This is a genomic window from Streptomyces sp. ATCC 21386 (assembly GCF_018728545.1).
In the GTDB taxonomy this organism is placed as follows: Bacteria; Actinomycetota; Actinomycetes; order Streptomycetales; family Streptomycetaceae; genus Streptomyces.
The window spans coordinates 2,874,461-2,899,786 of the sequence record NZ_JAAVVL010000001.1 but is presented as its reverse complement, the minus strand read 5'-3'; the positions used below and the strand labels follow the sequence as shown (position 1 = coordinate 2,899,786).

At 70.4% G+C, this 25,326-nt stretch carries 18 protein-coding genes; 9 read left to right on the top strand and 9 right to left on the bottom strand.

Annotation, left to right across the window (positions count from 1 at the left end):
- Positions 1-282 precede the first annotated feature (282 nt).
- Complete coding sequence (locus GWK25_RS12630; RefSeq protein ID WP_215449986.1) at positions 283-1,671, top strand: erythromycin esterase family protein; 1,389 nt, start codon at positions 283-285, stop codon at positions 1,669-1,671.
- A gap of 221 nt (positions 1,672-1,892) precedes the next feature.
- On the opposite strand, the gene GWK25_RS12625 is transcribed toward GWK25_RS12630, so the two are convergent.
- Both GWK25_RS12625 and GWK25_RS12620 read right to left on the bottom strand, forming a co-directional pair.
- The gene (locus GWK25_RS12625) at positions 1,893-2,264 is read right to left on the bottom strand and encodes a hypothetical protein (RefSeq protein ID WP_215449983.1); all 372 of its coding nucleotides are present in this window, start codon (positions 2,262-2,264) and stop codon (positions 1,893-1,895) included.
- 166 nt (positions 2,265-2,430) lie between these two features.
- Positions 2,431-3,438 carry a hydroxyacid dehydrogenase gene (locus GWK25_RS12620; protein ID WP_215449981.1) on the bottom strand — a complete coding sequence of 336 codons (1,008 nt, stop codon included), beginning with the start codon at positions 3,436-3,438 and terminating at the stop codon, positions 2,431-2,433.
- 179 nt (positions 3,439-3,617) lie between these two features.
- Between GWK25_RS12620 and GWK25_RS12615 the strand changes: the two genes are divergently transcribed.
- The 6 genes from GWK25_RS12615 (at position 3,618) to GWK25_RS12590 (ending at position 12,584) form a co-directional block, all read left to right on the top strand.
- Complete coding sequence (locus GWK25_RS12615) at positions 3,618-4,865, top strand: FAD-binding protein (protein ID WP_215449978.1); 1,248 nt, start codon at positions 3,618-3,620, stop codon at positions 4,863-4,865.
- A 130-nt stretch (positions 4,866-4,995) separates the two neighbouring features.
- Positions 4,996-6,297 carry an ROK family transcriptional regulator gene (locus tag GWK25_RS12610; protein ID WP_215449977.1) on the top strand — a complete coding sequence of 434 codons (1,302 nt, stop codon included), beginning with the start codon at positions 4,996-4,998 and terminating at the stop codon, positions 6,295-6,297.
- A gap of 248 nt (positions 6,298-6,545) precedes the next feature.
- Positions 6,546-7,805 carry an ABC transporter substrate-binding protein gene (locus GWK25_RS12605; RefSeq protein ID WP_215449976.1) on the top strand — a complete coding sequence of 420 codons (1,260 nt, stop codon included), beginning with the start codon at positions 6,546-6,548 and terminating at the stop codon, positions 7,803-7,805.
- Positions 7,806-7,825: 20 nt separating this feature from the next.
- The gene (locus tag GWK25_RS12600; protein ID WP_215449975.1) at positions 7,826-8,794 is read left to right on the top strand and encodes a carbohydrate ABC transporter permease; all 969 of its coding nucleotides are present in this window, start codon (positions 7,826-7,828) and stop codon (positions 8,792-8,794) included.
- Positions 8,791-9,666 carry a carbohydrate ABC transporter permease gene (locus GWK25_RS12595; protein WP_215449974.1) on the top strand — a complete coding sequence of 292 codons (876 nt, stop codon included), beginning with the start codon at positions 8,791-8,793 and terminating at the stop codon, positions 9,664-9,666. Before GWK25_RS12600 ends, GWK25_RS12595 begins: the two co-directional genes overlap by 4 nt.
- A gap of 20 nt (positions 9,667-9,686) precedes the next feature.
- The gene (locus GWK25_RS12590; RefSeq protein WP_215449972.1) at positions 9,687-12,584 is read left to right on the top strand and encodes a glycoside hydrolase family 2 TIM barrel-domain containing protein; all 2,898 of its coding nucleotides are present in this window, start codon (positions 9,687-9,689) and stop codon (positions 12,582-12,584) included.
- Positions 12,585-12,689: 105 nt separating this feature from the next.
- On the opposite strand, the gene GWK25_RS12585 is transcribed toward GWK25_RS12590, so the two are convergent.
- A complete protein-coding gene (locus tag GWK25_RS12585; RefSeq protein WP_215457344.1) occupies positions 12,690-13,196 on the bottom strand; it encodes a hypothetical protein in 507 nt (168 codons plus the stop codon).
- Between the two features lie 14 nt (positions 13,197-13,210).
- Positions 13,211-14,923, bottom strand: coding sequence for a PHP domain-containing protein (locus tag GWK25_RS12580; protein ID WP_215449969.1), 1,713 nt, complete (start codon positions 14,921-14,923; stop codon positions 13,211-13,213).
- 247 nt (positions 14,924-15,170) lie between these two features.
- Here GWK25_RS12580 and GWK25_RS12575 point away from each other — a divergent pair, with 247 nt between their 5' ends.
- Positions 15,171-16,490, top strand: a complete 1,320-nt coding sequence (locus tag GWK25_RS12575) for a jacalin-like lectin (RefSeq protein WP_215449966.1) — start codon at positions 15,171-15,173, stop codon at positions 16,488-16,490.
- A 92-nt stretch (positions 16,491-16,582) separates the two neighbouring features.
- Positions 16,583-17,167 carry a TetR/AcrR family transcriptional regulator gene (locus GWK25_RS12570; RefSeq protein ID WP_215449964.1) on the top strand — a complete coding sequence of 195 codons (585 nt, stop codon included), beginning with the start codon at positions 16,583-16,585 and terminating at the stop codon, positions 17,165-17,167.
- Positions 17,168-17,251: 84 nt separating this feature from the next.
- On the opposite strand, the gene GWK25_RS12565 is transcribed toward GWK25_RS12570, so the two are convergent.
- The 5 genes from GWK25_RS12565 to GWK25_RS12545 all read right to left on the bottom strand — a co-directional run bounded on the left by GWK25_RS12565 (position 17,252) and on the right by GWK25_RS12545 (position 25,198).
- A complete protein-coding gene (locus GWK25_RS12565; RefSeq protein WP_308404222.1) occupies positions 17,252-20,641 on the bottom strand; it encodes a S8 family serine peptidase in 3,390 nt (1,129 codons plus the stop codon).
- Between the two features lie 144 nt (positions 20,642-20,785).
- Complete coding sequence (locus GWK25_RS12560) at positions 20,786-22,132, bottom strand: ABC transporter permease (RefSeq protein ID WP_215449961.1); 1,347 nt, start codon at positions 22,130-22,132, stop codon at positions 20,786-20,788.
- Positions 22,129-22,854, bottom strand: coding sequence for an ABC transporter ATP-binding protein (locus GWK25_RS12555; protein ID WP_215449958.1), 726 nt, complete (start codon positions 22,852-22,854; stop codon positions 22,129-22,131). The genes GWK25_RS12560 and GWK25_RS12555 overlap by 4 nt, the downstream gene beginning before the upstream one ends.
- Positions 22,851-24,266: a peptidoglycan-binding protein gene (locus GWK25_RS12550; RefSeq protein ID WP_215449955.1), complete on the bottom strand. Its 1,416-nt coding sequence runs from the start codon at positions 24,264-24,266 to the stop codon at positions 22,851-22,853. Before GWK25_RS12550 ends, GWK25_RS12555 begins: the two co-directional genes overlap by 4 nt.
- Positions 24,263-25,198 (bottom strand): hypothetical protein, encoded by a 936-nt coding sequence (locus tag GWK25_RS12545; RefSeq protein WP_215449953.1) that lies wholly within the window; start codon positions 25,196-25,198, stop codon positions 24,263-24,265. The genes GWK25_RS12550 and GWK25_RS12545 overlap by 4 nt, the downstream gene beginning before the upstream one ends.
- Positions 25,199-25,326 lie beyond the last annotated feature (128 nt).

The following is a 25,326-nucleotide window of genomic DNA, read 5'->3' as shown; positions in this document are numbered from 1 at the left end:
TCAGGCTGTGACGGCAGCCTCTTCGGAGCCGTCACAGCCGTTCCGACCCGTGGCGGGTGCGGCGCGCCGTCGGCGCCGTGATCCCAGGCCGGGCCCGGCAGTACTGCGGGCCCGGCCCTTTGCCGTGCGCGGCATCTCTTCCTCGCCCGGGAGCCGCTTCGCCGGGCGGCAAGGCCACGGCGTACGGGCGGTGGCCCCAGTCCGCGGGTAGTGCCTGCGATACCTGGAGATGGGCAGCACATGGGTTGGTGACGGACCCCGTGCGCACGGAAATCTATGGGCATGACGCAACGCAAGGCAGTGATCATTCCCTCGGTCCTCCTGTCCCTCTGTGCGCTGGCGGCCACCACGCCCGCCGTGGGCGCCACGGCGCACGGTTCGCCGGCCCCGGCCTCGAAGGCATTCGCTGCCCGGCAGCATGGCGAGAGTGTCGTGGCCGGGATCGACCGCAGCTCCCACCCTCTGCGGACCACGAACCCCACAGGCAGTCTGCGGGACCTCGACGTGCTGGGCCGTATGCTCAAGAGCGCCGAGGTGGTGGGACTGGGCGAAGCCACCCATGGTTCACGGGACTTCTTCCGCATGAAGCACCGGGTGTTCCGCTACCTGGTCGAGAAGAAGGGCTTCCGGACCTTCAGCCTGGAACTCCCCTGGAGCAGCGGCGTACGGATAGACGAGTACGTGGTACTGGGCAGGGGCAACCTCAAGGACATCGCCCGTGAGGAGTTCCAGGGTTCCTACCGGATCTGGAACAACCAGGACTACATCGATCTCATCACGTGGATGCGGGACTACAACCTCCAGCACCCCGGCGACCCGGTCCGCTTCATGGGAGACGACATGGGCTACGCCGGCCCGGAACTGTACACACGGGTCATCGACCACGTGTCCCGGAAATACCCGCGACTGCTGAAGCAGGTGACCGAGTTGTACCGCGGTCTGGCCCCGACCACCGACGCCGGCACCTTCGCCGAGGAGTACGCCAAGCTGCCACTCTCCGAGCGCAAGGAGCGGGCGCAGCAGACCGGGAAGGTGTACGACCTCCTGCGCGCACAGCGCCCGGGTCCCGGTGACACGCAGAACCACCTGTGGATGACACAGCACGCCCTGGCCATCCACCAGATGGCCAGGGGCTTCGCCTTCGACTTCGGCGACGAGGCCCAGATCGCCCCGATGATGAGGCTCCGCGACCAGGTGATGGCGGAGAACGTCGAGTGGTGGCACCGACACACCGGGAACAAGGTCCTGCTGTCGGCCCACAACACCCACGTGTCCTACGACTCGTTCGACGCCCGGTACCCCAAGACGCAGGGCGCCTTTCTCCGCGACGCACTGGGCAGCCGCTACGCCGGCATCGGCTTCTCGTTCTACGAGGGCTCCTTCAAAGCGTTCGGCACCGACGACAACGTGATCCGCACCTACCACGTCGACGGCGCGAAGCCGGACTCCAACGAACAGACCCTGGACAAGGCCCGCCTGGACGACTACATCCTCGACATGCGCACGGCTCCCGAGCCGGTGCGCCAGTGGCTGGACAAGGAGCGTGTCACCTGGAACATCGGCGCCGGATGGCCCGACCCCGTGGAATACACGGCCGCACTCGGCAAGGGCCACGACATCCTCATACACCTGCACGACGTCCGGGCCACCACCTACCTCGGTACTCCCTGACACCTCCGTCCCCGGCACATCCATCGGCCCGCGCCGTCCGGTCCGCACCCGCATCACGGGCCCGGCAGCGACACCGACCCGGCGCTGACGGAACGGCTCACCGCGCAGGTCCTCGACGGCGACACCGTGCTGGACGACCTGGCCCGCCGGGCCGAGGACGGGTCCTACGACATGGTGGCCCAGCCGCTCGCACAGGCCCGGACGGGTGCGCCTCGCGGGAGTCAGCAGTCGCGCAGCGGGTTCGTCTCGCTGTAGATGGCGGTGTCCTTCATCCAGCCGAGCTTGCCGTTGTCGGCGACCGTCATGAGCCAGCGGGTCGGGTGCGGTCCACCCACCCATGCCTGGTTGTCCAGCTTGCAGTAGAACCAGCTCGGGTTGGTGTTCATGGTCCCGACGACCTGGTTCGGGTTGGGGTAGAGGTGGTTGTTGCCCACCGATCCGTACACCGAGGCGCCGGACACGTTGTTGCACCACCACCTGATGCCGTCCTCGTGCCGCCAGCAGTTGGTCGCGGCGGACGCGGACGGCGCCGCGAGGGTGGTGCCGAGCGCGGCGGCCAGGCCGGCGGTGGCGACCAGCCATCGAAACCTCATGGACGTGTTCCTTTCCTCAGTACGTGCGTGTCCCGCGCCGAAGCCTGCCGACTCACGAGGCACGCTCGCGCCCCCTTTCGACCAGGGTCGAAAGCCGCTGGTGAGAGCTTTGTGGCAGTCGGCAGTCGTCGGCCGACGGCCGCGGCGCGGCCTCCGGGGCCAGCGCTCAGGCCGTCCGCTCCAGCGCCGCCCGGTCGAGCGCGTACGCCAACTCCTCCCCGGCGGCCAGTCGCTCCGCCTCCTCCGTGACCGCGAGGCCGAGGCGGGCGACCTCGTTGCCCTGGGAGCCCGCCAGGTGCGGGGTGACGAATGCGTTCGGGAGGTCGAACAGGGGCGAGTCGGCGGGCAGCGGCTCGGGGTCGGTGACGTCGAGGATCGCGGAGAGACGCCCGGCGCGCAGCTCGTCGACGAGGGCGTCGTGGTCGACGAGGGCGCCGCGCGCGGTGTTGATCAGGGCGGCACCGTCGGGCATCAGGGACAGGGCGCGGCGGTCGATCAGGCGGTGGGTCTCCGGGGTGTCGGGGGCGTGCACGGTGACGATGTCCGAGGTGCGCAGCAGGTCGTCGAGCGGAAGCAGGGGGACGCCGAGGGCCGTGGCCCCGGCCTCGTCGACGTAGGGGTCGGTGAGGCTCACGCGCAGGTCGAAGGGGCGCAGCAGTTCGATGACGCGGCGGCCGATGCGGGAGGCGCCGATGACGCCGACGCGGCGGCCGTGGTTGCCGATGCCGGGGACGAACCCCCAGCCCGGCGAGACGCGCTCGGCGCGCAGGCGTTCGCGGCGGCCGAGGATGTCCTTGCCGGCGAGCAGGATCATGGCCAGCGTGTATTCGGCGACGGGCAGGGCGTTGGCGGTGGCGGCCGTGGAGACGGTGATGCCGCGTTCCCAGACGGCCGGCGTGACGAATCCCTTCACCGAGCCCGCCGAGTGCAGCAGGGCCCTCAGCCGGGGAGCCGCGTCGAGGACCGTCGCGTCGATGCGGGGGCAGCCCCAGCCGGTCACCAGCACCTCGGTCCGGGCCAGCGCCGCCCGGACCCGGGGATCGGTGAAGTCCTCGGCGATCAGGGCGGGGTCGATGTCCACGGTCTCCCGCAGGCGGGCCAGCACGTCCGGCGGGAAGACCTGCGGAACGTTCTCGGCCGTCATGGCGAACAGTGCGCGGGGACGCTCGGGCAAGGAAGGGCCTTCCGGCTGGGGAAACTGGGCGGGCTGGGCGGGCTCGGAGAGGGCGAGGTCAGGGAGACAGTAAGCGGTCTCTACGGTAGGCAGGGGCTCGTGGGGAGGTCAATGAACCGGCGGCGGCGCGGGGCGGAGAGGATGGCCTCGACAGCTACGGCCAGCGGAGGGCATCAGGCATGACGACCGAGACCATCACCAACTGGGCCGGGAACATCACATACACCGCCGGGCAGCTGCACCGGCCCGGGTCCGTGGACGCGCTGCGGGCCCTGGTCGCGGGCAGCGAGAGGGTGCGGGTGCTGGGCAGCGGCCACTCGTTCAACGAGATCGCGGAACCGGGACCCGGGGGCGTGCTGCTGTCCCTGACCGGGCTGGCCCCGGAGATCGAGGTGGACACGGCGGCCCGGACCGTACGCGTCGGCGGCGGTGTCCGCTACGCGGAGCTGGCCCGCGCGGTGCACGCCCACGGTCTCGCCCTGCACAACATGGCTTCCCTGCCGCACATCTCCGTCGCGGGCTCGGTGGCCACCGGTACGCACGGCTCGGGCGACGCGAACGGCCCGCTCGCTGCGGCGGTGCGCGAGGTCGAGCTGGTCACGGCGGACGGCACCACGGTGACGCTCGCGCGCGGCGACGACCGTTTCGGCGGGGCGGTGACCTCGCTCGGAGCGCTCGGCGTGGTCACCGCGCTCACCCTCGACCTCGAACCCGCCTTCGAGGTCGGCCAGCGGGTCTACGGTGAACTCCCGCTGGCGGGGCTGGACTTCGCCGCCGTCTCGGGGGCGGCGTACAGCGTCAGTCTCTTCACCCGCTGGCGGCACTCCGGCTTCGACCAGGCGTGGGTCAAGCAGCGCGTGGACCGGGCCGCCGCGGACTTCCCGTGGGCGGCGCCCGCGACCGAGGCGATGCATCCGGTGCCGGGGATGCCTGCGGTGAACTGCACCGAGCAGTTCGGGGTGCCCGGCCCCTGGCACGAGCGGCTGCCGCACTTCCGGGCCGAGTTCACGCCGAGCAGCGGGGACGAGTTGCAGTCCGAGTATCTGCTGCCGCGCTCGTTCGCCGGGGAGGCGCTGCGGGCGCTCGACGGGGTCCGGCATGTCGTCGCGCCGGTGCTCCAGGTGTGCGAGGTGCGTACGGTCGCCGCCGACGAGCAGTGGCTGAGTCCCGCCCACGGCCGGGACACGGTCGCGCTCCACTTCACCTGGATCGCGGACCCGGCGCCCGTGCTGCCCGTGGTCCGGCGGGTCGAGGAGGTGCTCGCGCCGTTCGAGGCCCGGCCGCACTGGGGCAAGGTGTTCACGGTTCCGGCGGCGGAGCTGCGGGCGTTGTACCCCCGGCTGGGTGACTTCCGGGCGTCGGCCGAAGTCCTGGACCCGGCGGGGAAGTTCCGCAACGCCTTCGTACGGGACCTGCTCGGCATGTGAGGCGAGCGAGCCGTCGGGGACTTCGTAAACCCCCTTTCCTAACCCCTTGTAGAAAGCACCTCCTGCCCATAGCCTTGGCGCCGCGCCGGGGCGACAGGCCTCGTCATGGCCTGGAGGGATCGAGGGGATCATGTCGTCGGTGAAGCGCACCTCACGCGACATCCGCACCGCCAACCGCTACGAGGTGCTGCGCCAGATCATCGCCAAGTCTCCCACCTCCCGGCAGGAGCTGGCGGCGGCCACCGGCCTGAGTCTGGCCACGGTCGCCACGCTCGTCGGCGAACTGCTCGACCTCCGCATGATCACCGAGGTCGGGTTCGAGGACTCCGCGGGCGGGCGCCCCCGTGGACTGGTGGCCGTCAACGCGTCCGGGGGCGCGCTGATCGGCGTCGACATCGCGGAGACCTACGTCCGCGTCGAGCTGTTCGACCTGGCGCTGAACGTGCTGGCCCGCGCCGAGGAGAACGTCCGCCCCGGCGAGAGCCTGCCCGAGCAGATGGTGGGGCACGTCGCCGCCGCGGTGGGCTCCGTGGTCGCGCAGGCCGGCACCGAGGGCGCCCGGGTGCTCGGCGTCGGGGTGAGCGTGCCGGGTCAGGTCGACCGCGCCACCGGGATCTCGGAGTACGCGCCCAACTGGGACTGGCACGACGTGCCGCTGCTCGATCTGCTGACCGAGCACATCGCCTACCCCCTCCACCTGGACAATCCGCTGCGGGCGGTCGCGGTGGCCGAGCTGTGGTTCGGGGCGGCCCGCGGACGCGGGGACGCCGCGGTGATCACCCTCGGCACCGGCGTGGGCGCCGGGCTCGTCCTGGACGGCGGGCTGCACCGGGGAGTGAGCAACAGCGCCGGCGAGTGGGGCCACACGACGATCGTGCTGGACGGGCGGCTGTGCCACTGCGGCAACCACGGCTGCGTGGAGACGTACGTGGGCGCCCCGGGAATCATGCTGAACCTCCGGGAGCTGAGCCCGCGCAGCACCCTGCTGCACCCCGAGGACCAGACGGCCACCATCGCGGCCCTGGCGCAGGGCGTGGCCCGGCGCGACCCCGTGGCGGTCAAGGTGGTGCGGGACACCGCCCGATATCTCGGCGCGGGCATCGCCGACCTGGTCAACCTCTTCAATCCCGAGGTCGTCGTGCTCAGCAGCTGGGTCGCGGCCGCCCTGGGCGAGCCGCTGGTCACGGAGGTGCGCGAGGCCGTCGCCCGGCACGCGCTGCCGCGTCCGATGGCGGCCACCGAGATCGTGCTCTCCCCGATCCCGAGCGATCCGGCGTGCCTGGGCGCGGCGACGTTCGCGCTGGAGGGCGCACTGCAGTCGGTCGGACAGAAACCGGGCACCCGGGCGGCGCCGACCGCGTCGCGCAGCCGGCCCGCCGTACGCCGCCGAGGGCAGCCCGAAGGCCGCGCCCACCTGCCCGAACACCCCTGAGCCGAGGGCCGCCGGACCCTGACCCGGCGGCCCTCTCCCCCACGTCAACCCCCTTGCGCCACACGGGCGTTCGGGCCACCGAACCGAATACAACGCTTCGAACAGACTTCGTCCAACCCCTTGCCGAAGGCTTAGTCGAAGGTTAACGTCCCGCACCGCAAGCCTCTTTGAGCCACTGAGCCGTTCGGCACTGAGCCGCCGAGCCATGGGCGTAGAGCCCCAGCCGTACTCGAGACAAGGACGTCAGCATGTCGGCATTCAGGAACAGCAACTTCGACCGCCGTACCGCCCTGCGGGCCGCGCTGGGTCTGGCCGCCGCCGGCGGACTGGCCGCGTGCGGCAGCAACACCGGCAGAAGCAGCGGCGGGGGCGCCGGCCTCACGCAGTACTTCCACGCGTACGGCGAGGCGGGCACCGAGCAGGCGATCAAGCGGTACGCGAAGGCCTACAAGGAAACCAACGTGACCACGCAGTGGATCACGGGCAACAACTTCGAGCAGAAGCTGTTCGCCGCGCTGCTCACCAAGAACGCGCCCGACGTCTTCGAGTTCCACCCGCAGATCCAGCTCATCAAGAGCGGTCAGGTGGCCGACCTGACCGACATCATCGAGCCAGTCAAGGACGACTTCAACCAGGCCGACATCGCCTCGCACACGGTCGACGGCAAGATCTACGGCGTCCGCATGATCGACGACCCGCAGTTCTTCTTCTACCGTCCCTCGGTCTTCGAGAAGGCCAAGATCGAGGTGCCGCAGACCCTCGACGAGCTGATCGAGGCCGCCGACAAGCTCACCACCAGCAAGGTCAAGGGTGCGTTCCTCGGCAACGACATGACCACGGTGCAGAACCCGCTGATCTGGTCGGCCGGCGCGGACACCCTCACCGCGGACAACAAGCCCGCCTTCAACACGGACGCGGTCGCCGACGGCCTGAAGCAGCTGCGTTCGCTGTTCACCAGCGGCAACCTGCTGCTGGACGCACCCACCGACTGGTGGGACCCGTCGGCCTTCACCCAGGGCCTGACCGCGATCCAGTGGTGCGGCATGTGGGCTATGCCCGCGATGATCGACGCCCTCGGCGACGACATCGGCATCTTCCCCTTCCCGAAGGTCGGTTCGGCGGGCAAGCAGTCGGTCACCAACGGCGGCTGGTCGATGTTCGTCAACGCCAAGGGCGACAACGTCGAGGCCGCCAAGGAATACGTCAAGTGGCTGTGGATCGACCAGAAGAAGTACCAGGAGGACTGGGCGCTCTCCTACGGCTTCCACATCCCGCCGCGCACCTCCATCGCCGAGTCCGCCACCAAGCTGAAGACCGGTCTGCCGGCCGAGGGCGTCAAGCTCTTCAACGAGTTCGGCCACTTCGACAACATCGGCTGGACCCAGGCGATGATCGCCGCGGTCAACGACGTCATAGCCAACTCCGTCCGTAAGGACGAGGACCCCAAGGCCCAGCTCGCCGCCGCCGAGAAGAAGGTCGACACCGAGCTCAAGAAGCTCTTCGGATAGGCCGCCGGACGGATCTCGACATGTCGACCACCACCACACGCGGGGTCGCCTCCTCCCCCGCCCCGGCCAAGGTCTCCCAGGACCGGCCGCGGCGGGGCCTGCGGGCGAACAGCACCTTCAACTTCTGGCTCTTCACCGGGCCCTTCCTCATCGGCCTGGTGATCTTCGTCTTCGTGCCCATCGGCTGGAGCCTGTACCTCAGCTTCTTCGAGGCACGCTTCACCGTCACGCCGAGCGAGTTCATCGGCCTGGAGAACTACCGGCAGATCCTGTCGGACGCGGACTTCAGGAACTCCCTGCTCACCTTCACCGTGTTCGCCGCGTTCATCGTGCCGACCACCTGGGCGATGTCGCTCGGGCTGGCGCTGCTGGTGAACCGGCTGCGGTTCATGCGGGCCTTCTTCCGCTCGGTCTTCTTCCTGCCGACCGCGGTCAGCTACGCGGCCGCCGCGCTGATCTGGAAGATGTCCATCTTCAACGGCGTCCGCTTCGGCCTCGCCAACACGGTCCTCAGCTGGTTCGGTGTCGACAACATCGCCTGGCTGGGCAACCCCGACCCGCCGTGGTACTGGCTGGTCATCGTGACCGTCCGGCTGTGGCTCCAGGCCGGCTTCTACATGATCCTCTTCCTCGCCGCGCTCCAGAACATCCCCCGGGAGCTCTACGAGGCCGCCTCCCTCGACGGTGCCAAGCCGGGCTGGCAGACCTTCCGGTACATCACCCTGCCCCAGCTGCGCTCGACGTCGACCGCGGTCATCCTGCTGCTGCTCATCGCCGCCTACCAGGCGTTCGACGAGTTCTTCATCCTCCTCGGCAAGGCCACCTGGGGCATGCCCCCGCTGGTCGAGCTCTACAAGATGGCACTGGGCGAGAACCAGAACTACGGCGCGGGCAGCGCGGGTGCGCTGATCCTGACCGCCCTCATCTGCCTCGTGACCCTGCTCCAGGGCAAGATCATGGGCTTCGGAAGGGGTGACGAGTCCCAGTGACCACCACTGCACCCGACGTCAGGAAGCCGGCGAGGACCAAGCGTCTCGGCGGTGTCATGGGCAACACCGGTCTGTACATCGCGACCGGTGTGGCCGCCCTGCTCTTCCTCGTCCCGTTCTACCTGATCGTCCGCAACGCCTTCATGACGGACCCGGAGATCACGGGCGAGGAGTGGAAGTGGTTCCCCACCGACATCCAGTGGGGCAACGTCAGCGAGCCGTTCGACGACGTGACGGTCGACTTCGCCCAGTCGATGTGGAACTCGCTGGTCGTCGCCGTCCTGCACACGGTGGGAATCCTGCTGATCTGCTCGCTCGCGGGGTACGGCCTCGCGCGTATCCCCTACAAGCACGCGAACAAGGTCTTCTACGCCGTCCTGGCCACCCTGATGGTGCCCACGGCCGTGACCTTCGTGCCGAGCTTCGTGCTCGTCTCGTCGCTCGGCTGGGTGGACACCTACCGCGGTCTGATCATTCCGGGCCTCTTCAGCGGTTTCACCTGCTTCCTGTTCCGGCAGTACTTCCTGGGGTTCCCCAAGGAGCTGGAGGAGGCGGCGCGCGTGGACGGGCTCGGCTACATGGGCGCGTACTGGCGGGTCGTCGTGCCCAACTCGCTGAACTTCTTCGCGGCGATCGCGACGATCACGTTCATCGCGGGGTGGAACGCTTTCCTCTGGCCCCTGGTCATCGGCCAGGACCCCAGCGCGTGGACGGTCCAGGTGGCCCTGTCGTCGTACGCGACCAACCAGACCGTCAACTACCACCTGATCTTCATGGCGACGGCCATTTCCATCCTGCCCCTGGTGTTCGTCTTCCTCTTCCTCCAGCGCTGGCTGGTGCAGGGCATCGCGCAGACTGGCATCAAGGGCTAGGGAACAAAGCAAGGAGACCGATGTCTTTCCGCACCAGCGGCACCACCGCCACGTCCGGCGGCGCCACCCCGTCCGTCGACTACGTCGAGGACGTCTCGCCCGGCCGCGGAGCCCTCGCGCCCCGCGCCTGGTACGCGTCCTCCGACGCCCGGACCCTGTCGCTGAACGGCGACTGGAGCTTCAGGCTGTCGCCGACCGCCGACGCGGAGGACGACTCGTTCGCCGCCGAGGGGTACGACGCCGGGGGCTGGGACCGGGTGGCCGTCCCGGGTCACTGGGTGATGCAGGGTGACGGGGCCTTCGGGTCGCCGATCTACACCAACCACCTGTACCCGTTCCCGGTGGACCCGCCCAGGGTGCCGTCGGAGAACCCGACCGGTGACCATCTGCGGTACTTCGACCTGCCGGACGGGTGGCCCTCGGACGGTGGCGCCGTGATCCGCTTCGACGGTGTGGAGTCGTGCGCCCGGGTGTGGCTGAACGGCACGGACATCGGTGAGTTCAAGGGGTCCCGGCTGCCGCACGAGTTCGCGGTCGGGCACCTGCTGAAGCCGGCGGGGAACGTCCTCGCCGTCCGGGTCCATCAGTGGTCCGCGGGCTCCTATCTGGAGGACCAGGACCAGTGGTGGCTGCCCGGCATCTTCCGGGACGTCACCCTGCTGCACCGCCCGGCGGGCAGCGCCGCCGACTTCTTCGTGCACGCCTCCTACGACCACGTCGGCGGCATCGGGACCCTGCGCGTCGACTCCGACGTCGACGGCCGGGTCCTCGTGCCCGCCCTCGACATCGATGTCGCCACCGGCGAGCCGGTGACGGTCCCGGTCCAGCCGTGGACCGCCGAGACGCCCCGGTTGTACGACGGTGAGCTGGTCACGGCGGGCGAGCGCGTCCCGCTGCGGATCGGTTTCCGTACCGTGGTGCTGGAGGACGGCCTGCTGAAGGTCAACGGGAAGGCGATCCTCTTCAAGGGCGTCAACCGGCACGAGTGGCACCCCGTCAAGGGCCGCGCGCTGGACCTGGAGACCATGCGCGAGGACGTGCTGCTGATGAAGCGGCACAACCTCAACGCCGTGCGCACCTCGCACTACCCGCCGCACCCCGCCTTCCTCGACCTGTGCGACGAGTACGGCCTCTGGGTGATCGACGAGTGCGACCTGGAGACCCACGGCTTCACCGAGCAGAACTGGCGGGACAACCCCGTCGACGACGACCGCTGGACCCCGGCCCTGCTGGACCGCGCGGCCCGCATGGTCGAGCGCGACAAGAACCACCCCTCGGTGGTCATGTGGTCCCTCGGCAACGAGGCGGGCACCGGCCGGGGCCTGACCGCCATGGCCGAGTGGATCCACGGCCGCGACGGCTCCCGCCTGGTGCACTACGAGGGCGACTGGGACTGCCGGGACACCGACGTCTACTCCCGCATGTACGCCGACCACGCCGAGGTCGAACGCATCGGCAAGCGCCTGGACGGCGGCACCCACAAGCGCCGCCAACTGCCCTTCATCCAGTGCGAGTACGGGCACGCCATGGGCAACGGCCCCGGCGGCATCGCCGACTACCAGCGCGTCTTCGAGGCGCACGAGCGCCTCCAGGGCGGCTTCATCTGGGAGTGGATCGACCACGGCATCAAGCACCCGACGCTGGGCTACGCCTACGGCGGTGACTTCGGTGAGGAGCTGCACGACGGCAACTTCGTCTGCGACGGCCTGGTCTTCCCGGACCGGACGCCCTCCCCCGGCCTGATCGAGTTCAAGAAGGTCATCGAGCCGGTCCGGATCGAGGGCGACGGCACGGGTACGGTCCGGGTGCGCAACGCGTACGACTTCCAGGATCTGTCCTCGCTGGCCTTCGAGTGGGCGTACGAGGTGGACGGGAAGACGATCGAGGCCGGGACCCTCTCGGTGCCCGACCTCCGGCCCGGTGAGTCGGCCGAGGTGAAGCTGCCGCAGCCGCCGGCCGGCGGACCGGCGGGCGAGGCGCTGTGGACCGTCCGGGCACTGCTGGCCGAGGACACGGCCTGGGGGCGGAAGGACCACCAGGTGGCCTGGACCCAACTCCCGGCGGTGGAGCGGCCGTTGCCGACCGTGGTGCCGGGTGACGGTCCTGCGGCGAGCGAGAGGCTGATCTATCTCGGCCCGGCCTCCTTCGACGTGCGCACGGGTGCGCTGAAGACCATCGGCGGCGTCGAGGTGACGGGGCTGCGCCTGGACGTGTGGCGGGCGACCACCGACAACGACGAGGGCGCGTGGAACGGCAACACCTGCTACAGCAGGCTGTGGCGGGATCTCGGCCTGCATCGCATGCAACACCGCCTGGACGGAGTGGAGTTGGGCGCCGAGGCACTGACGGTGCGGACGCGGGTGGCGCCGGCCGCGCGGGAGGTCGGCCTGCGCGCGACGTACCGGTGGACGGCCGACGACACCCGGCTGAGGCTGACCGTGTCGGTGGAGCCGGACGGTGACTGGACCGTCCCGCTGCCGAGGCTCGGCATCCGCTTCGGACTGTCGTCGGCGAACGCGGTGAGGTGGTACGGCGGCGGCCCCGGCGAGGGCTACCCCGACACCAAGTCGGCGTCCATGGTGAGCCGTTACCACTCCACGGTGGACGACCTCCAGACTCCGTACGTCCGCCCGCAGGAGAACGGCGTCCGGCCCGACGTCCGCTGGGTGGAGCTGGGCGGTCTGCGGATCGACGGCGACCCGGAGTTCGGGTTCACGGCCCGCCGCTGGACCACCGAACAGCTGGACGCTGCCGCGCACCTGACCGACCTTCAGGCGGGCGACACGGTCTGGGTCACCCTCGACCACGACCAGATGGGCATCGGCTCCCAGTCCTGCGGCCCGGGCCCCCTGCCGCAGTACCACCTGCCGGCGGAGCCGACGGAGTTCTCGTTCGTGTTCTCGGCGACGAGGTCGTAGGGCGGCGAGGGGCGGGAGGCGGCCGGGGTCGGCCGCCTCCCACCCTCTTCACGCTCGCCCGGTGAACGACGCGTCCCGTCCCTGGCACCGCGTTTCCGGGTGCGCTCAGTGGTCCGCGCAGCACGGTGTCGGTTCCGGGACCTCGAAGGGGACGAGGGTGCCGCCGACGGCCGGCATCGTGGTGAGGACCAGTTCGCCGTCCTGCCAGTACGGGCGCACGTGGTCCTGCGTCATCAGCGGGGTGTCCGGGGACGGTCGGGTGGGCGTGCCCAGCACCGCCACCCGGGTGATCGCGGAGCGGTCGAGGACGTCCGCGACCGTCAGGGTGCCGGTCAGGGCCGTGACGCCGGGGTAGATCACGGCACGCCCCATGGCGTCCGGGAGGCCGGGCGCCACCTCGGGGGCACGGGCCGTCAGCCGCTCCCGGACGGTGCTCAGGAGCTGCCGGGACGGCACCGCGAGGGACAGGACGACCCGTGGCCGGTCCCCCCGTACGAGGTGGGTGCAGCCGAACGTGCCCTCGGGGAGGTCGAGTTCGGCTGCCAGCGAGTGGAGCAGGTGGTCGGCCGCGCGCAGGTCCCTGACTCCGGCGTCCACGGTGAGAGCGTCCATGGCCACGATCGCGTTCACGAGGGCAGGACCCATACCGGGTTGGAGTAGAACCACAGGTCGCGCCACGGGTCGGCGTCGCCGACGACGTCGATCGCGGGGCCCGCCGGGTCGACGGCCGCGCCCAGCGCGCCGACCGCCGAGCGGTTGCCGTCGCTGCCGCGCAGCCGGACGTAGAGCGGGCGGTCGACCTTGCCGAGTTCGTAGGTGAGCCGGACCGTGCCGGTGGACCTGTTCACCTCGTAGGACTTCACGACCTTCGCGGTCGGCGCTGTGAAGGTGTCCTTGTCGGCGGCCGCACCCGTCACATCGCCCTGGATGACGTCGACGCGAGCCAGCTCGGGGACGAAACCGGCCCAGTTGGGGCCGCCGGCGAGCGCCACGTCGACGCTCAGGGTGACCTTGGTGCCCTTCTTGACGTGCAGGGCGCCGCCGAGGGTGGCCCAGCGGCCGCCGCCCAGGACGCGGACGTCGAGGCCGCTGATGAGCTGGCCGTGGTCGACCCAGATGCGGCCGGCGCGGATGCCCTCCATAACGGCGGCGTAGCTGAAGCCGTCGGCGCCGACGTGGGTGCGGCTGTACTGGCCGGGCCAGTAGTCGCCCTCGGTGAGGTCGATCTTGCCGCTGTAGACGGGGTCGGTGTGCTTGCCGTTGGCGGTGTAGTCGCTGTCGGGACCGCCGCGCTCGGTGGTGTCCGTGTAGACGTTGTGGGAGTCGGAGTTGGCGGTGATCCACCAGGGCTTGCCCTCGGCGAGGAGGCTGTCCCACAGGCCGCCGACGGTGGCGGTCATCCAGTCGAAGCCGCCCCACGTGCGGTAGCTCTCCAGGGGGTAACCGGCGAAGGAGTTGGCGCCCGGGCTGCCGTCGTACAGACCGCGGGCGCGGCCCATGCCGACGGACTTCTCGATGCCGGCGGCCTGGTGGCCGGGCGCGCCCTCCATGCCGACGGCGATCCGGTGGCGGGCGGACGTGGCGTCGCGCCAGGCGCGGATCTCGTGCGGTGAGTCGATGCCCTTGCGTGCGGGGTGGTTCGCGAGCATCAGGATGTCCTTGACCTTGCGCCGCCGGACCTGCTCCGCGAGGAAGTCGAGGCCCGCGATGGCGAGGGCCTCGTTGGCGGGCGTCGAGTCGGTGGCCTTCTTCACACCGCCGTCGTAGTCGGTCTCGAACTGCTTGAGGACCGAGACCTCGTTCCTGCCGGGGTGCACGAAGACGGTGCCGTGCTCGGCGGCCGGGATGTTCCACTCCAGGCCCTGGAAGACGAGGGTGTCCTCGTACGCGGCCCGGGCCTCCTTGATGTCCGGGTTGACCTTCTCCACACCGATCTTGGCGTGCGTATCGTTGCCGTGGTCGGTGATGACCAGCCAGTCCATGCCGTGCCTGGCGCCCTGGCGGACCTGGTCGACGACGCGGTACTTGCCGTCGTTGCTGTACTGGGTGTGGATGTGGTGGTCGCCGGCCAGCCACAGGAAGCCACCGCGTCTGCGGCTGTTCGGGGCGGCGTACGCGGGGGCCGTCGCCGCCGGGGCGAGGACGCTCGCGGCGGTCAGGCCCGCGCCCAGCAGACCGGCACGGCGCAGCAGCGTGCGGCGCGACTGCTGCTCGGGGGTCAGCGCCTCGTCGGGCACGGAGGTGTCGAAGGCGGCGGGGAGGGCTGCCGCCGCCCCGTGATCGTGGTCGTGCCCGTGGTGGTGATGCCCGTGGCCGTGGTGCGCGTGCCCGTGTCCCATGAAACGCCTCCTGGATGCCGCTGCCTTCCGCGGCCGCCTTCCGCGACGCGATCGCGCCGCCTGTGGAGGATCGAGGTGAAACATGAACGTTAAACGATCAGGGAGTTGCCGTCCGGTTCCCGGGATACGGCGAATCGCCACGCCTCTCACTGTTTCCCCAACTTACCTTGCACGTCACACTAGTTGACATTGAACCTGAACACCGTTCAACTTCTCCTCACCCCTGCCCTGCCCTCGGAGAGTCCCCATGAGAAGACTGATCGGCGCCCTCGCGGCCGCCGCGCTCGCCGTCACCGGCCTCGCGACCACCGGCGCGACCCCCGCCGCGGCCGCCACCAGCGGCACGTTCAACGTGCTCACGTACAACGTCGCCGGTCTCCCGGAGGGGCTGAGCTCCGGCAAGCCGGCGACGAACACCCCGCTGATCTCCCCGCGCCTCGGGGCGTACGACATCGTCAACGTCCAGGAGGACTTCAACTACCACGCGGCTCTGTACGCGGGCGACGACCACCCGCACCGCACCGCCACGAGTGGCGGCGTGCCCTTCGGCGACGGTCTCAACACGCTGTCGGACTACGCGTTCGAGGACTTCCAGCGCGTGAAGTGGAACAACTGCACCGGCACCAACTGCCTGACCCCGAAGGGCTTCTCGCTGGCCCGGGTCCGGCTCGCCGAAGGCGTGTTCGTCGACCTCTACAACGTGCACACCAACGCCGACTCCGACGACGCGGCCCTCGCCGCCCGCCGCGCCAACGTCACCCAGCTCTCGGAGTTCATCAAGGCGAACTCGGCGGGCAACGCGGTGATCGTCATGGGTGACACCAACACCCGCTACACGCGCACCGGCGACAACATCCGCTCCCTCGTGTCGGAGAACGGGCTCACGGACCCGTGGGTGCAGTTGGTCAAGGGCGGTGTCGCCCCCGCTCTGGGCGCCGACGCGCTGGTCTGCCCGACGACCGCCCCCACCAACGACTGCGAGGTCGTCGACAAGGTCTTCTTCCGCGACAGCAACGTGGTGAACCTGACCGCGAACCGCTACAACAACGACTGGGCCAAGTTCCTCGACTCCGCGGGCGGCAACCTCTCCGACCACTTCCCGCACACGGTCGACTTCTCCTGGAAGCTCAACTCGAACCTGCGGGCCAGCGACTTCTTCGGCGGCCCGCACGGCACCGCGTACACCGACGCCGACAATCTGCCCTCGACGGTCTCGCCCCGCACCCTGACCCTGCGCGGCGCCTCCCGCCTCGACGCGGTCTCGCTCACGCACGACGGCGGTACGACGCTGAGCCACGGCGGCACCGGCGGCACGGCGACCTCCCTCACCCTGGCCGCCGGCGAGCACCTCACCTCCGTGAAGCTGACGCAGGGCCAGAAGGACGGCCGTACCCGGATCTTCTCCGCCTCCTTCGGCACCGACAAGGGCCGCACCCTCGCCTCCGGCACGGCCACCTCGGACACGAAGACCTTCACGGCCCCGTCCGGCTGGCAGATCGTGGGCTTCACTGGCCGCGCGGGCGACGAGATCGACAAGCTGGGCGTCCTGTACGCGCCGATCGGCTGACCTGCGCTCCAGCCGTCGCACGGCCTCCGGGCCCTTGATCGCCGGGCGGTAGCCTTGGCGTTCCGGGTCCCCGAGGTGAAGAGGTGGTCTCCATGGCCCGTGCCGGGCTCACCGTCGACCGGGTCGTGGAGGCCGCGGCCGATCTCGCGGACGAGATCGGGTTCGAGAAGGTCACCCTGTCCGCCCTCGCGCGGCACTTCGGGGTGAAGGACGCGAGTCTTTACTCGCACGTCAAGAACCTCCAGGACCTGCGGACGCGGGTCGCCCTGCTGGCGGGCGGCGAGATGATCGACCGGATCGCCGAGGCCGTGGCCGGGCGCGCGGGCAGGGACGCGCTCGCCGCATTCGCCGGGGCCTACCGGGAGTACGCCCTCGACCACCCCGGCCGGTACGCGGCGACACAGCTCCCCGTCGACCAGGTCCTCGTCACCGACTCCCCCGCCCTGCGCCGCACCGCCGAGATCACGTACGGAATGCTCCGTGCCTACGGCCTCGACGAACCCGACCTGACCGACGCCGTACGCCTGCTGCGCAGCACCTTCCACGGCTACTGCGCCCTGGAGGCCGGCGGCGGTTTCGGCGCGGCCCGGGACGTGGGCCTGTCCTGGGACAGGGCCGTGGAGGCGCTGCACGTGGCCCTGACCCACTGGCCCGGAGACGACCAGGAACGGGCGTAGCCCTCCGCAGTCGGATCATGGTGCTGGTGAGCGCCTCCTCGACACCGATGGAGGCCGGCCCCCGGATGAACGGACAGGTCGGGCCTACTCGGTGATGTAGGCGCGGTTGATCGTCTGAACCAGGGTGCTGCCGTCCCGATCGGTCAGCCTGGCCCGCAGCGAGACGGTGCCCGGCCGGGCCGGATGGCCGAGCGACAGATGCGTACCGCCGACCGCCTTGGCCGGGGTCCAGGTCCTTCCGTCGTCGTACGACACCTCGAACGAAAGCTTCTTGACGGTTCGTGCCGTGGCCGCACCCTCCACCATGAAGGGGACCTCGAACCGTTCACCTGCCTTCGCCGTGCCGGTCGGCGACAGCCGGGGCGAGAAGCGGACCGCGGAGAGCGGCAGCCGGGTCCAGCTGCCCTCGGACGTGCGCGCGGATCGGAACGTCCACTGCGCCCGTACGCGGGTGCTGACCGGGAACAGCTCGGGGTCCCGGGTGACGTCGACGGTCAGCTTGTACCCGCTGTCCCGCTCGGGGAGGGTGTAGTGGAGGATGCCGTTCCCATCGCGCGAGTCTGCGGTGATCTCCTTGCCGTCGGCGTGGAGGGAGGTCTCCTCGCTGATGACCGGGCCGATGCCGACATGGCCGGCGCCGTCGCCGAACACCGGCAGGTAGGCGAGCATCGTGTTCCCGCTGCGCGCCGCGCCGGGGCTGCCCCACCGCGGCTCGTCCTGGCCCTTGGGCAGCGCCGGGCCGAAGACGCCGGCGTTGAACCGCTCGGTGTAGCGTCTGCCCGCCGTGTATGCCTTGTACCTGCCCAGAAGGCTGCTCCCCGACTGACGCGGGTGTACGGAGTACAGCCATCGGACGCCGTTGCCGAGGACGTATTCGGTGGTCCGCAGCGGCAGTTCGAGGGCGGTGGGGGTGCTGAAGTCGATCGCCGGGCCGTCGAGCGGGGGCTGGGGTGCCGCGGCCAGCTGCGCGGCCGTGTCCCTTCCGGGCTTGCCGACCGAGAGGTCGATCCGGGCGAGTTCCTTGGCTGCGACGTCGTCGGTGAATCCGGCCAGATCGCCTGTACGATTCCACGCCAGGCGGTAGTTCACCGGGAGCTCGCCATCGGTCCGGCGCTGCCAGAAGCCGGCGTACTGGGCGTACGCCTCTTCCCGCGCGGCTTCGGGACCGAGGTGTCCGACCTTGAAACTGTCGAACCCGGGGAAGTCGAAGAGGAACGGTGGGATGGAGCTCCGGTCCGAGCGGGTGTAGCCGAGGATGAGATGGGCGTAGGTGTTCTCGGCCGTCGCATCGGGGACGGTGATCCGGGTGGGCTCGGCTCGGCGGGCGTCGATCACGACCGTGGTGTCCTCGGCCAGCCGGATGGCCGGTGCCAGCAACAGGGATGCGGGGGACCTGCTCTCGTCGTCGCCGTCGATGATCCCGGTGAGCCCGTAGCCGCCTTTGGGCAGGCGCACGGTGGCCTCGCCGTCCTCGGCGTCGGCCAGCTCCGCATAGGAGTTGCTGTCCCGGCCGTCGACCGCCGCCCAGCCGCCTGTGGCCGGCCGTCCGTCGTCACCGATGAACTTGACTGTGAGGTTGTACGACTCGACCTCGCGCTCCACACCGATGGCGGTCCGCACCGAGACCCGGCCGTCCGACGAGACCGCGCTCACCGCGCCCCCGAACGAGCCGTCGGTCTCGCCGACGCGGGTGTCGGCGGTCACCGTGGTGCTCGCCTCACGGCCCGCGGGGACGGTCAGCCGCCGCTCCGCCACCGTGAACATGCCCTCGGCGGCCGGCTTGCCGTCCACCCCGGCGGCCTCGGCGGACAGGTCGAGAACAACCGGCTCCGAGCCGAGGTTGCGGTAGGTGATCTCCTTCGTCACCGGCTGGTCGTTGTGGTGCGGCCACGGCCGCAGGCCGAAGTCGAGCGGGCCCTGCTCCACGACGACGGTCTGTTCCGTCGCACGGGCGACATCGGTGCGGCCGGTGCCCTGCTGGAAGGAGCTGTACGGGCCCGGCTTCGCGGAGCCGGTCAGCGCCGCCTTGATCCGTTGCCCGCTCCAGTTCGGATGCTGCTGGGCCAGGAGGGCGGCCGCGCCCGCGACATGCGGAGTCGCCATGGAGGTGCCGTCCATGGTGGTGTAACCAGGCGTCCCCGCGGGGTGCTGCGATGCGATGCCGCTCGTGGTGGAGGCCGCGGCGGTGATCTGCGCGCCCGGCGCGGTCAGGTCGGGCTTGACCCCGCCGTCGCCGACGCGCGGTCCACGGCTGGAGAAGTCGGTGAGCTTGTCGGCCTTGTCGACCGCGCCGACCGTCAGCGCGGAGTCGGCGCTGCCCGGCGAACCGACTGTGTGCTCGCCCTGGCGCCCGTCGTTGCCGGCGGCGATGACGAACAGCACGCCGGACTCGGACGAGAGGCGGTTGACGGCCTCCTCCAGCGGGTCGATGCCAGGGGTGTCGGGCCCGCCCATGCTCATGTTGACGACCTGGGCTCCCTCGGCCACCGCCCATTCCATGCCGGCGATGATGCCGGAGTCCTCGCCGGCGCCGCCGTCGTCGAGGACCTTGCCGTCGAGGATCCGCGCGCCGGGCGCGACCCCCTTGTACCTGCCTCCGGACCCCGCGGGAGACGCGGCGCCCGTACCGGCCACGGTGGAGGCCACATGGGTGCCGTGGCCGAACCGGTCGACGCTGTCCTCGGAGCCGGAGAAGTTCCGCTCGGCGATCTCTTGACCCGCCAGGTCGGGGTGGGTCTGGTCCACCCCGGTGTCCAGCACGGCGACCTTGACGCCCTTGCCGTCGAACCCGGCTTCCCATGCGGTCGGCGCACCGATCTGCGGCACGCTCCTGTCCAGGCCGGCCTGGCGCCTGCCGTCCAGCCAGACCTTCTTCACCCGCTTCGCCGCTGCCGAGGCCGACAGCCGTGCCGTCCCCTGCCCGCCGTCACCGCCGTCGGTGAAGGTGTCCCAGAACGCGGAGCCACCGCGCTTGTCGGCCCTCAGCGCCAGGCCGTTGATGCTCGGCAACTCTTTGCCGACCCTGGCCCGTGCCCTGCTGAAAGCGCTCGCGGCGGGCGTCTCGTCCCCGGCGTAGGTCACGATCAGCGGCAGATCGGACCGGCGCGTGTCGTCATACCCGAACGCGACGAGCTGCGTCACGTCGAACAGCCGCCGGTCGAGCGTGCCCCGGGCCACCGCCGACGCCGCGTCGCCCGGTATCACGTAGCGGTGCCCGTCGAGTTCCCGGACCGAGAACGAGCCGTTCTCGCGCCCCTCGGCCCGCTCGATCCCGGTGACCGAACCGTCCTCACCGACGGAGACCTTGTCGCCGGTGATCAGTGTCACCGTGGTCGCCCGGGCGCCGGAGCCCCGGCCGAGGCCTTGGCCCCCGGCACCGTCCGGTGGCGCTGCCGCGGCACCGCCGGTTGATCCTGAGGTGAGTGCCACGGCGAGGGCGATGGCCCCCGCCAGATGTCCGCTTGGTCTGCGCACTGAAAGCTGTCCATATCTCTCGTTGAAGGAAAAGGAACAAGAAGACGGAGAACCGCTGTCGAGACACTCCGGTGCCGGCCAGGCCCTTCAGCGCCTGGGCCGTGGGCTCTTGGGACTCAGGCACCGTGGGCCTCGGACCGGCGCTCAGGACGGGGCGCGCAACGCCTCGACGGGTTCCATTCGGGAAGCCCGTAGCGCCGGGTACACCCCCGCCAGCAGTCCGACCAGTGCGCCGGCGACCGGCGCGCCGAGCGCAAGTCGGCCGTCCAGTACGGGAGTCCAGTCCTTGAGCGCCGATACGGACACCACGACGACCATGCCCAGGGCGGCGCCGATGACGCCGCCCAGCAGGCCGATCGTGGTCGACTCCATGAGGAACTGCCCGGCGATCTGCCGACGCGACGCGCCGAGGGCGCGCCGTAGCCCGATCTCCCCGACCCGTTCCATCACGGTCACCAGCGTGACGTTGGCGATACCGATGGCACCCACGATCAGCGAGACCAGTCCGAGCACCAGGAACAGGCCGTTGACGTCGCCCTGAACGCCTTTGCGGGCCTTCGACAGATCGGGCGGCGCGAGCACGGTGAGCGCCTTGGCGTTGTTGGGCGAGAGAGCCATGGGTGACTGCCTGGCGACCTGCTGCGCGGCACCGAGTGAGGTGTTGATCAGGACACGGTTCACCAGATCCAGGCCGAGGCGGTCCTTCGCTGTGGTGGGAGGCAGGATCACCGAGGTGGAAAGGCGCTGTTCACGCTTGAATCCGCCGAGGATTCCGATCACGGTGAAGGAGTGTCCGGCGAAGAAGACCGCGGGCGCGTCCTCCACGCCTTCGATGCCGAGGAGGCGAGCGGCCTGGTCTCCGAGTACCGCCACCCGGTCGTGCCGGTCGATGTCTCCGGTGTCGTAGAACCGGCCTGCGGTGACGTCGCCGCGCACCGCCGCGGGCAGGGAGGACGAGGCAGCGACGACAGCCAGCGTCTGGCCGGACACGCCGCCGGGCGTGACCACATCGTTGGCGCGCACCTGTACGGCAGCCGTCTTGTCGGACTCTGCGAGCGCGGCGGACGACTCCACCCCGGCCAGCCGGTCCACGGCGTCGACACCCCGCCAGTCCACCAGCGGCACGGCGTCGGACGACGGGGGTGGAGGGGGCGCCACCACCGTGACCGAGGTGGCGGTGAGGGCGTCGAACCGGCCCACGATCTGGTTGGCGGCCGTCGACGCCACCCCGATCGTGATGACCAGTGTGCCGATGCCCAGCACCGTGCCCAGAGTGGTGAGTGCGGACCGGACCGGGCGGGCCAGCACACCCGACAACGCCTCCGCCCCCAGGTCCGTGGGAGAGATCCAGGGACGCTCGGCTCCCTCGGTGCCCGGCCCCGCAGCGGAGCGTAGCCGTGGACGCCGGCCGCGCCGTGGCCCGGTCAGCCGCTTCTGGCGGGCGTCGGCCGCCCCCGGGTCCGGGGCAGCGCTACGGTGACGGGTCTTCATACGGCCTCCTGGCTGAGCCGCCCGTCACTGATGCGTACGCGCCTGCTCGCACGCCTGCTGACCGCATCGTCATGGGTGATCACGATCAGCGTCATGCCCTGGGTGCAGAGCTGGTCGAAGAGCTCCAGAACCGAGAGGGTGTTCTCGCTGTCGAGGTTGCCGGTGGGTTCGTCACACAGCAGAAGAGCCGGTTCGCTCATCAGGGCCCGGGCGATGGCCACGCGCTGGCGTTCACCGCCGGACAGGCGATCGGGCTTGAAGCCGTGCCGGTGTGAGAGCCCCACCCGGTCCAGGGCCGCTCTGGCCCGTTCGCCGCGGCTTCGACGCCCCCTGCCCGGGCGGGGCTTGCGGTAGATCTCCGCCAGCATGACGTTCTCTTCCACGGTCCGGTAGGGAAGCAGGTGGAAGGACTGGAAGACGAAGCCGATGCGGCTTCCGCGCAGCGCGGTGCGCTGACGGTCGGGGAGGGCACCGGTCCTCACTCCGTCCAGCCAGTAGTCGCCCGAGTCCGGCCTGTCCAGCAGCCCCAGTGTGTTCAGCAGGGTGGACTTCCCGGACCCTGAAGGCCCGACGATCGACAGGTGCTCCCCTCGCCGGACCGTCAGGTTCACCTCACGCAGTGCGTGCACGGGCGGATCCGAGTCGAAGGTGCGATGGACCCCGGTCAGCTTGATGACGTCACCTTCTTCCGGCGTGTCACCGTGGGCGAGTGGTCCGGTCACAGGCCGACCACCACGAGGTCGCCCTCTTTGAGCGCGCTGCCCTCCGGCTCCACCGCGACGAGCCCGTCGGCGGAGATTCCGAGGTCGACATCGACACCCACCACCTGTTTGCCCCGCTGGACGCGCACGCGCGCCTGACCACCCACCGAGGTCTGGATCGCGGCGACAGGCACGGCCAGGACCTCACCGTCCGAGTCGCCCACCTTGATGGTCACCGTCGCCGCGCCGCCCGCCCCGGCGTCTGCCAGCGGGCCGGGTTTCGGAAGGGAGATTCTCAGTGGCACGGGCGCCGATGCCTCACCACCGGAAGCCTCGGCCGCCTCGGCCTCCCCACCGGTCCCGGCGTTCTCCGCCGAGCCCTCCGGCCCTGCGCCTGCACCACCGATCCGGCTGAGGACACCCTCGGCTTCCTTGCCGTCCGGTGTGGTGACCCGCACCGTCATCCCCTTTCTCAGCGAACCGGCGTCCGTGCCGGGCACCACCGCCTCCACCACGACGTCGGAGCTCGTCACGGTGGCGACTTCCCCGTCCGGAGTGTCGCCGGCGCGCACCTTGGTCTTGTCGACCCGGACCGGAAGCTTCGGCAGGAAGATCACCTCTCCCGCCGGAACCTTGGTTCCGTAGGTGGACTTGAAGTCGCTCAGAGCGGAGTTCGCCAGCTCGAGCTGTTTCTTCGCCGACTTGATCTGCAGGGCCCGTGCCGCTGCCGATTCCGTTCCGGACCCGCCTTCGCCGCCCTGTGTTCCCTCGCCGGAGCCCTGGGCGGTGAGCAGCGCGAGCTGTGCGTCGGACACCGTGGACTCGAGTTGTCCCAGCTCCTGCCGGTCGGCGGTGCTGGGCTCCTGCGCCGCGTACCCCCTGCTGCGGTACCAGCGGCTGACCGCGGACGCGGTGCCCTGTCCGTAGGTCCCTGTGACGCCGCCGGTGGTGAAGCCCAGCCTGTTCAGGGCGCTCTGCAGCTGTCTGACGTCGTCCCCCGACGAACCGGGGCCGATGGTCCGGTACATCGGTACCGATCCGCGCAGCACCATCACCGGCCTGCCGCTCACCTGCATGAGGACACCGCCCTCCTTGAGTTCGCTTCCGCGGGCGGGCACCTTGGTGACCCGCTGGACCGCGGCATCGCCCTCGCCTCCCTCCTCGGAAGAGCCGACGCCGCCGGCCAGGGTGAGAGTCCTCGGAGAGCCGTACTCCAGGCTTCCCTGGGCCACCACGGTGGCGATCAGCGCCCGCTGCTCCACGGGGACGGTCACCGGACCGGCCTTGGGCGGCTGGTGCGCGGCCGCGGCGTCTGCGGGCGACTTCATCCGGGTGCCGGCGACCCAGCCGCCCGCCCCGACCAGGGCGACCACGCCGACGATCACGCCCAGTCGCTTCGTACGACTGCTCTGGCGCTTCGTGTCGCGCTTCATCCGTTGTTCCCGACGAAGGGGTTCTTCTTGTACTTGGGCCAGTACGCGGCCCTGAAGTCCTTGCCGCACTCGAGGTCCTTGAGTGCGAGGTCGATCTCGCGGGTGAGCTTCGGCAACGCCTCGTCCTTGCCCAGCGGCTGGGCGTCCGGCGGAATCTGGGCGCTCACCTGGAACTTCACCGCGTCGCCGATGCTGGTCGGCTGAGTCGTGCCGACCGTGATGCCGACCTTGCGCAGACAGGAGGCGTACTCCTGGGCGAGGGAGACGAGTTGCTGGTCACCGTTGAGAGCCTGCCCGGCCTGTCTGTCGCGCTCTGCCCGCTTCGCGTTCTCCCGCTCCTGCTCAGCCGCCGACTTGGCCGGGCCGTACACCTTCAGGTGGGCTTCCGCGCTGCAGCTGCCCTTGGCCGGACCCTCGTACCTGCCGTTGTCCTGGGCCGCGCCCGGCGCCCCCAACGCCTCGTCGTACGCCCCCTGCTGGGCTGCGGGCAGGGAATCGCGGTAGGAGGCGTTGGGGTCGCTGTTCTCGGCGGGGCCGGGTGCCGCCGGATCGTCGGGGTAGACGGCGCTCGAGTAGATGCCGAATCCGTACTTCTGCCGGTACTTCTTCGCCAGTGCGTAGTCCGCCCCGTCGATCGACGAGCTCGCCTCGTTCTGCGTGGAGCCGGGATCCGGCGTGTAGGTGAACCCCCGCTTCTTCATGCAGGCGGCTATGGCGTTCTCGGTGAGGTAGTGGTTCTTCGTGTCCGGGTCGGCGTCCTCGGGGATGGTCAGCGCGCCGACGGCCGACGGGCCGCCTCCGCTCCGGTCGTTCCCTTCGTCGCCTGCGGCGGCAGGGGGTGTGTCGGAGTCGCTCTGGCCGCATGCCGGCAGGGACAGCATGCTCGCTGCCGCGAGCACCATCCAGATGGTGCGGAACCGCAAGGTGATCACTTGTCCTTCGGTGGGGAGTCGTCCTGCGGTGGTTCGACGCTGCTCGGGCCGGGAGACCGGTGGTTCCGGTCTCCCGTCGCGTGGGTCGTCTGCCCTCGGTCGGGTGCCGCCCGACATCGCACAGGCGG

Bases quoted from the DNA above. Each gene is read 5' to 3' on its own strand.
- GWK25_RS12605 (WP_215449976.1), top strand. From the start codon at position 6,546: ATGTCGGCATTCAGGAACAGCAACTTCGACCGCCGTACCGCCCTGCGG.
- GWK25_RS12625 (WP_215449983.1), bottom strand. From the start codon at position 2,264: ATGAGGTTTCGATGGCTGGTCGCCACCGCCGGCCTGGCCGCCGCGCTC.
- GWK25_RS12580 (WP_215449969.1), bottom strand. From the start codon at position 14,923: ATGGGACACGGGCACGCGCACCACGGCCACGGGCATCACCACCACGGG.
- GWK25_RS12615 (WP_215449978.1), top strand. From the start codon at position 3,618: ATGACGACCGAGACCATCACCAACTGGGCCGGGAACATCACATACACC.
- GWK25_RS12590 (WP_215449972.1), top strand. From the start codon at position 9,687: ATGTCTTTCCGCACCAGCGGCACCACCGCCACGTCCGGCGGCGCCACC.
- GWK25_RS12600 (WP_215449975.1), top strand. From the start codon at position 7,826: ATGTCGACCACCACCACACGCGGGGTCGCCTCCTCCCCCGCCCCGGCC.
- GWK25_RS12550 (WP_215449955.1), bottom strand. From the start codon at position 24,266: ATGAAGCGCGACACGAAGCGCCAGAGCAGTCGTACGAAGCGACTGGGC.
- GWK25_RS12570 (WP_215449964.1), top strand. From the start codon at position 16,583: ATGGCCCGTGCCGGGCTCACCGTCGACCGGGTCGTGGAGGCCGCGGCC.
- GWK25_RS12610 (WP_215449977.1), top strand. From the start codon at position 4,996: ATGTCGTCGGTGAAGCGCACCTCACGCGACATCCGCACCGCCAACCGC.
- GWK25_RS12575 (WP_215449966.1), top strand. From the start codon at position 15,171: ATGAGAAGACTGATCGGCGCCCTCGCGGCCGCCGCGCTCGCCGTCACC.
- GWK25_RS12585 (WP_215457344.1), bottom strand. From the start codon at position 13,196: ATGGACGCTCTCACCGTGGACGCCGGAGTCAGGGACCTGCGCGCGGCC.
- GWK25_RS12560 (WP_215449961.1), bottom strand. From the start codon at position 22,132: ATGAAGACCCGTCACCGTAGCGCTGCCCCGGACCCGGGGGCGGCCGAC.
- GWK25_RS12630 (WP_215449986.1), top strand. From the start codon at position 283: ATGACGCAACGCAAGGCAGTGATCATTCCCTCGGTCCTCCTGTCCCTC.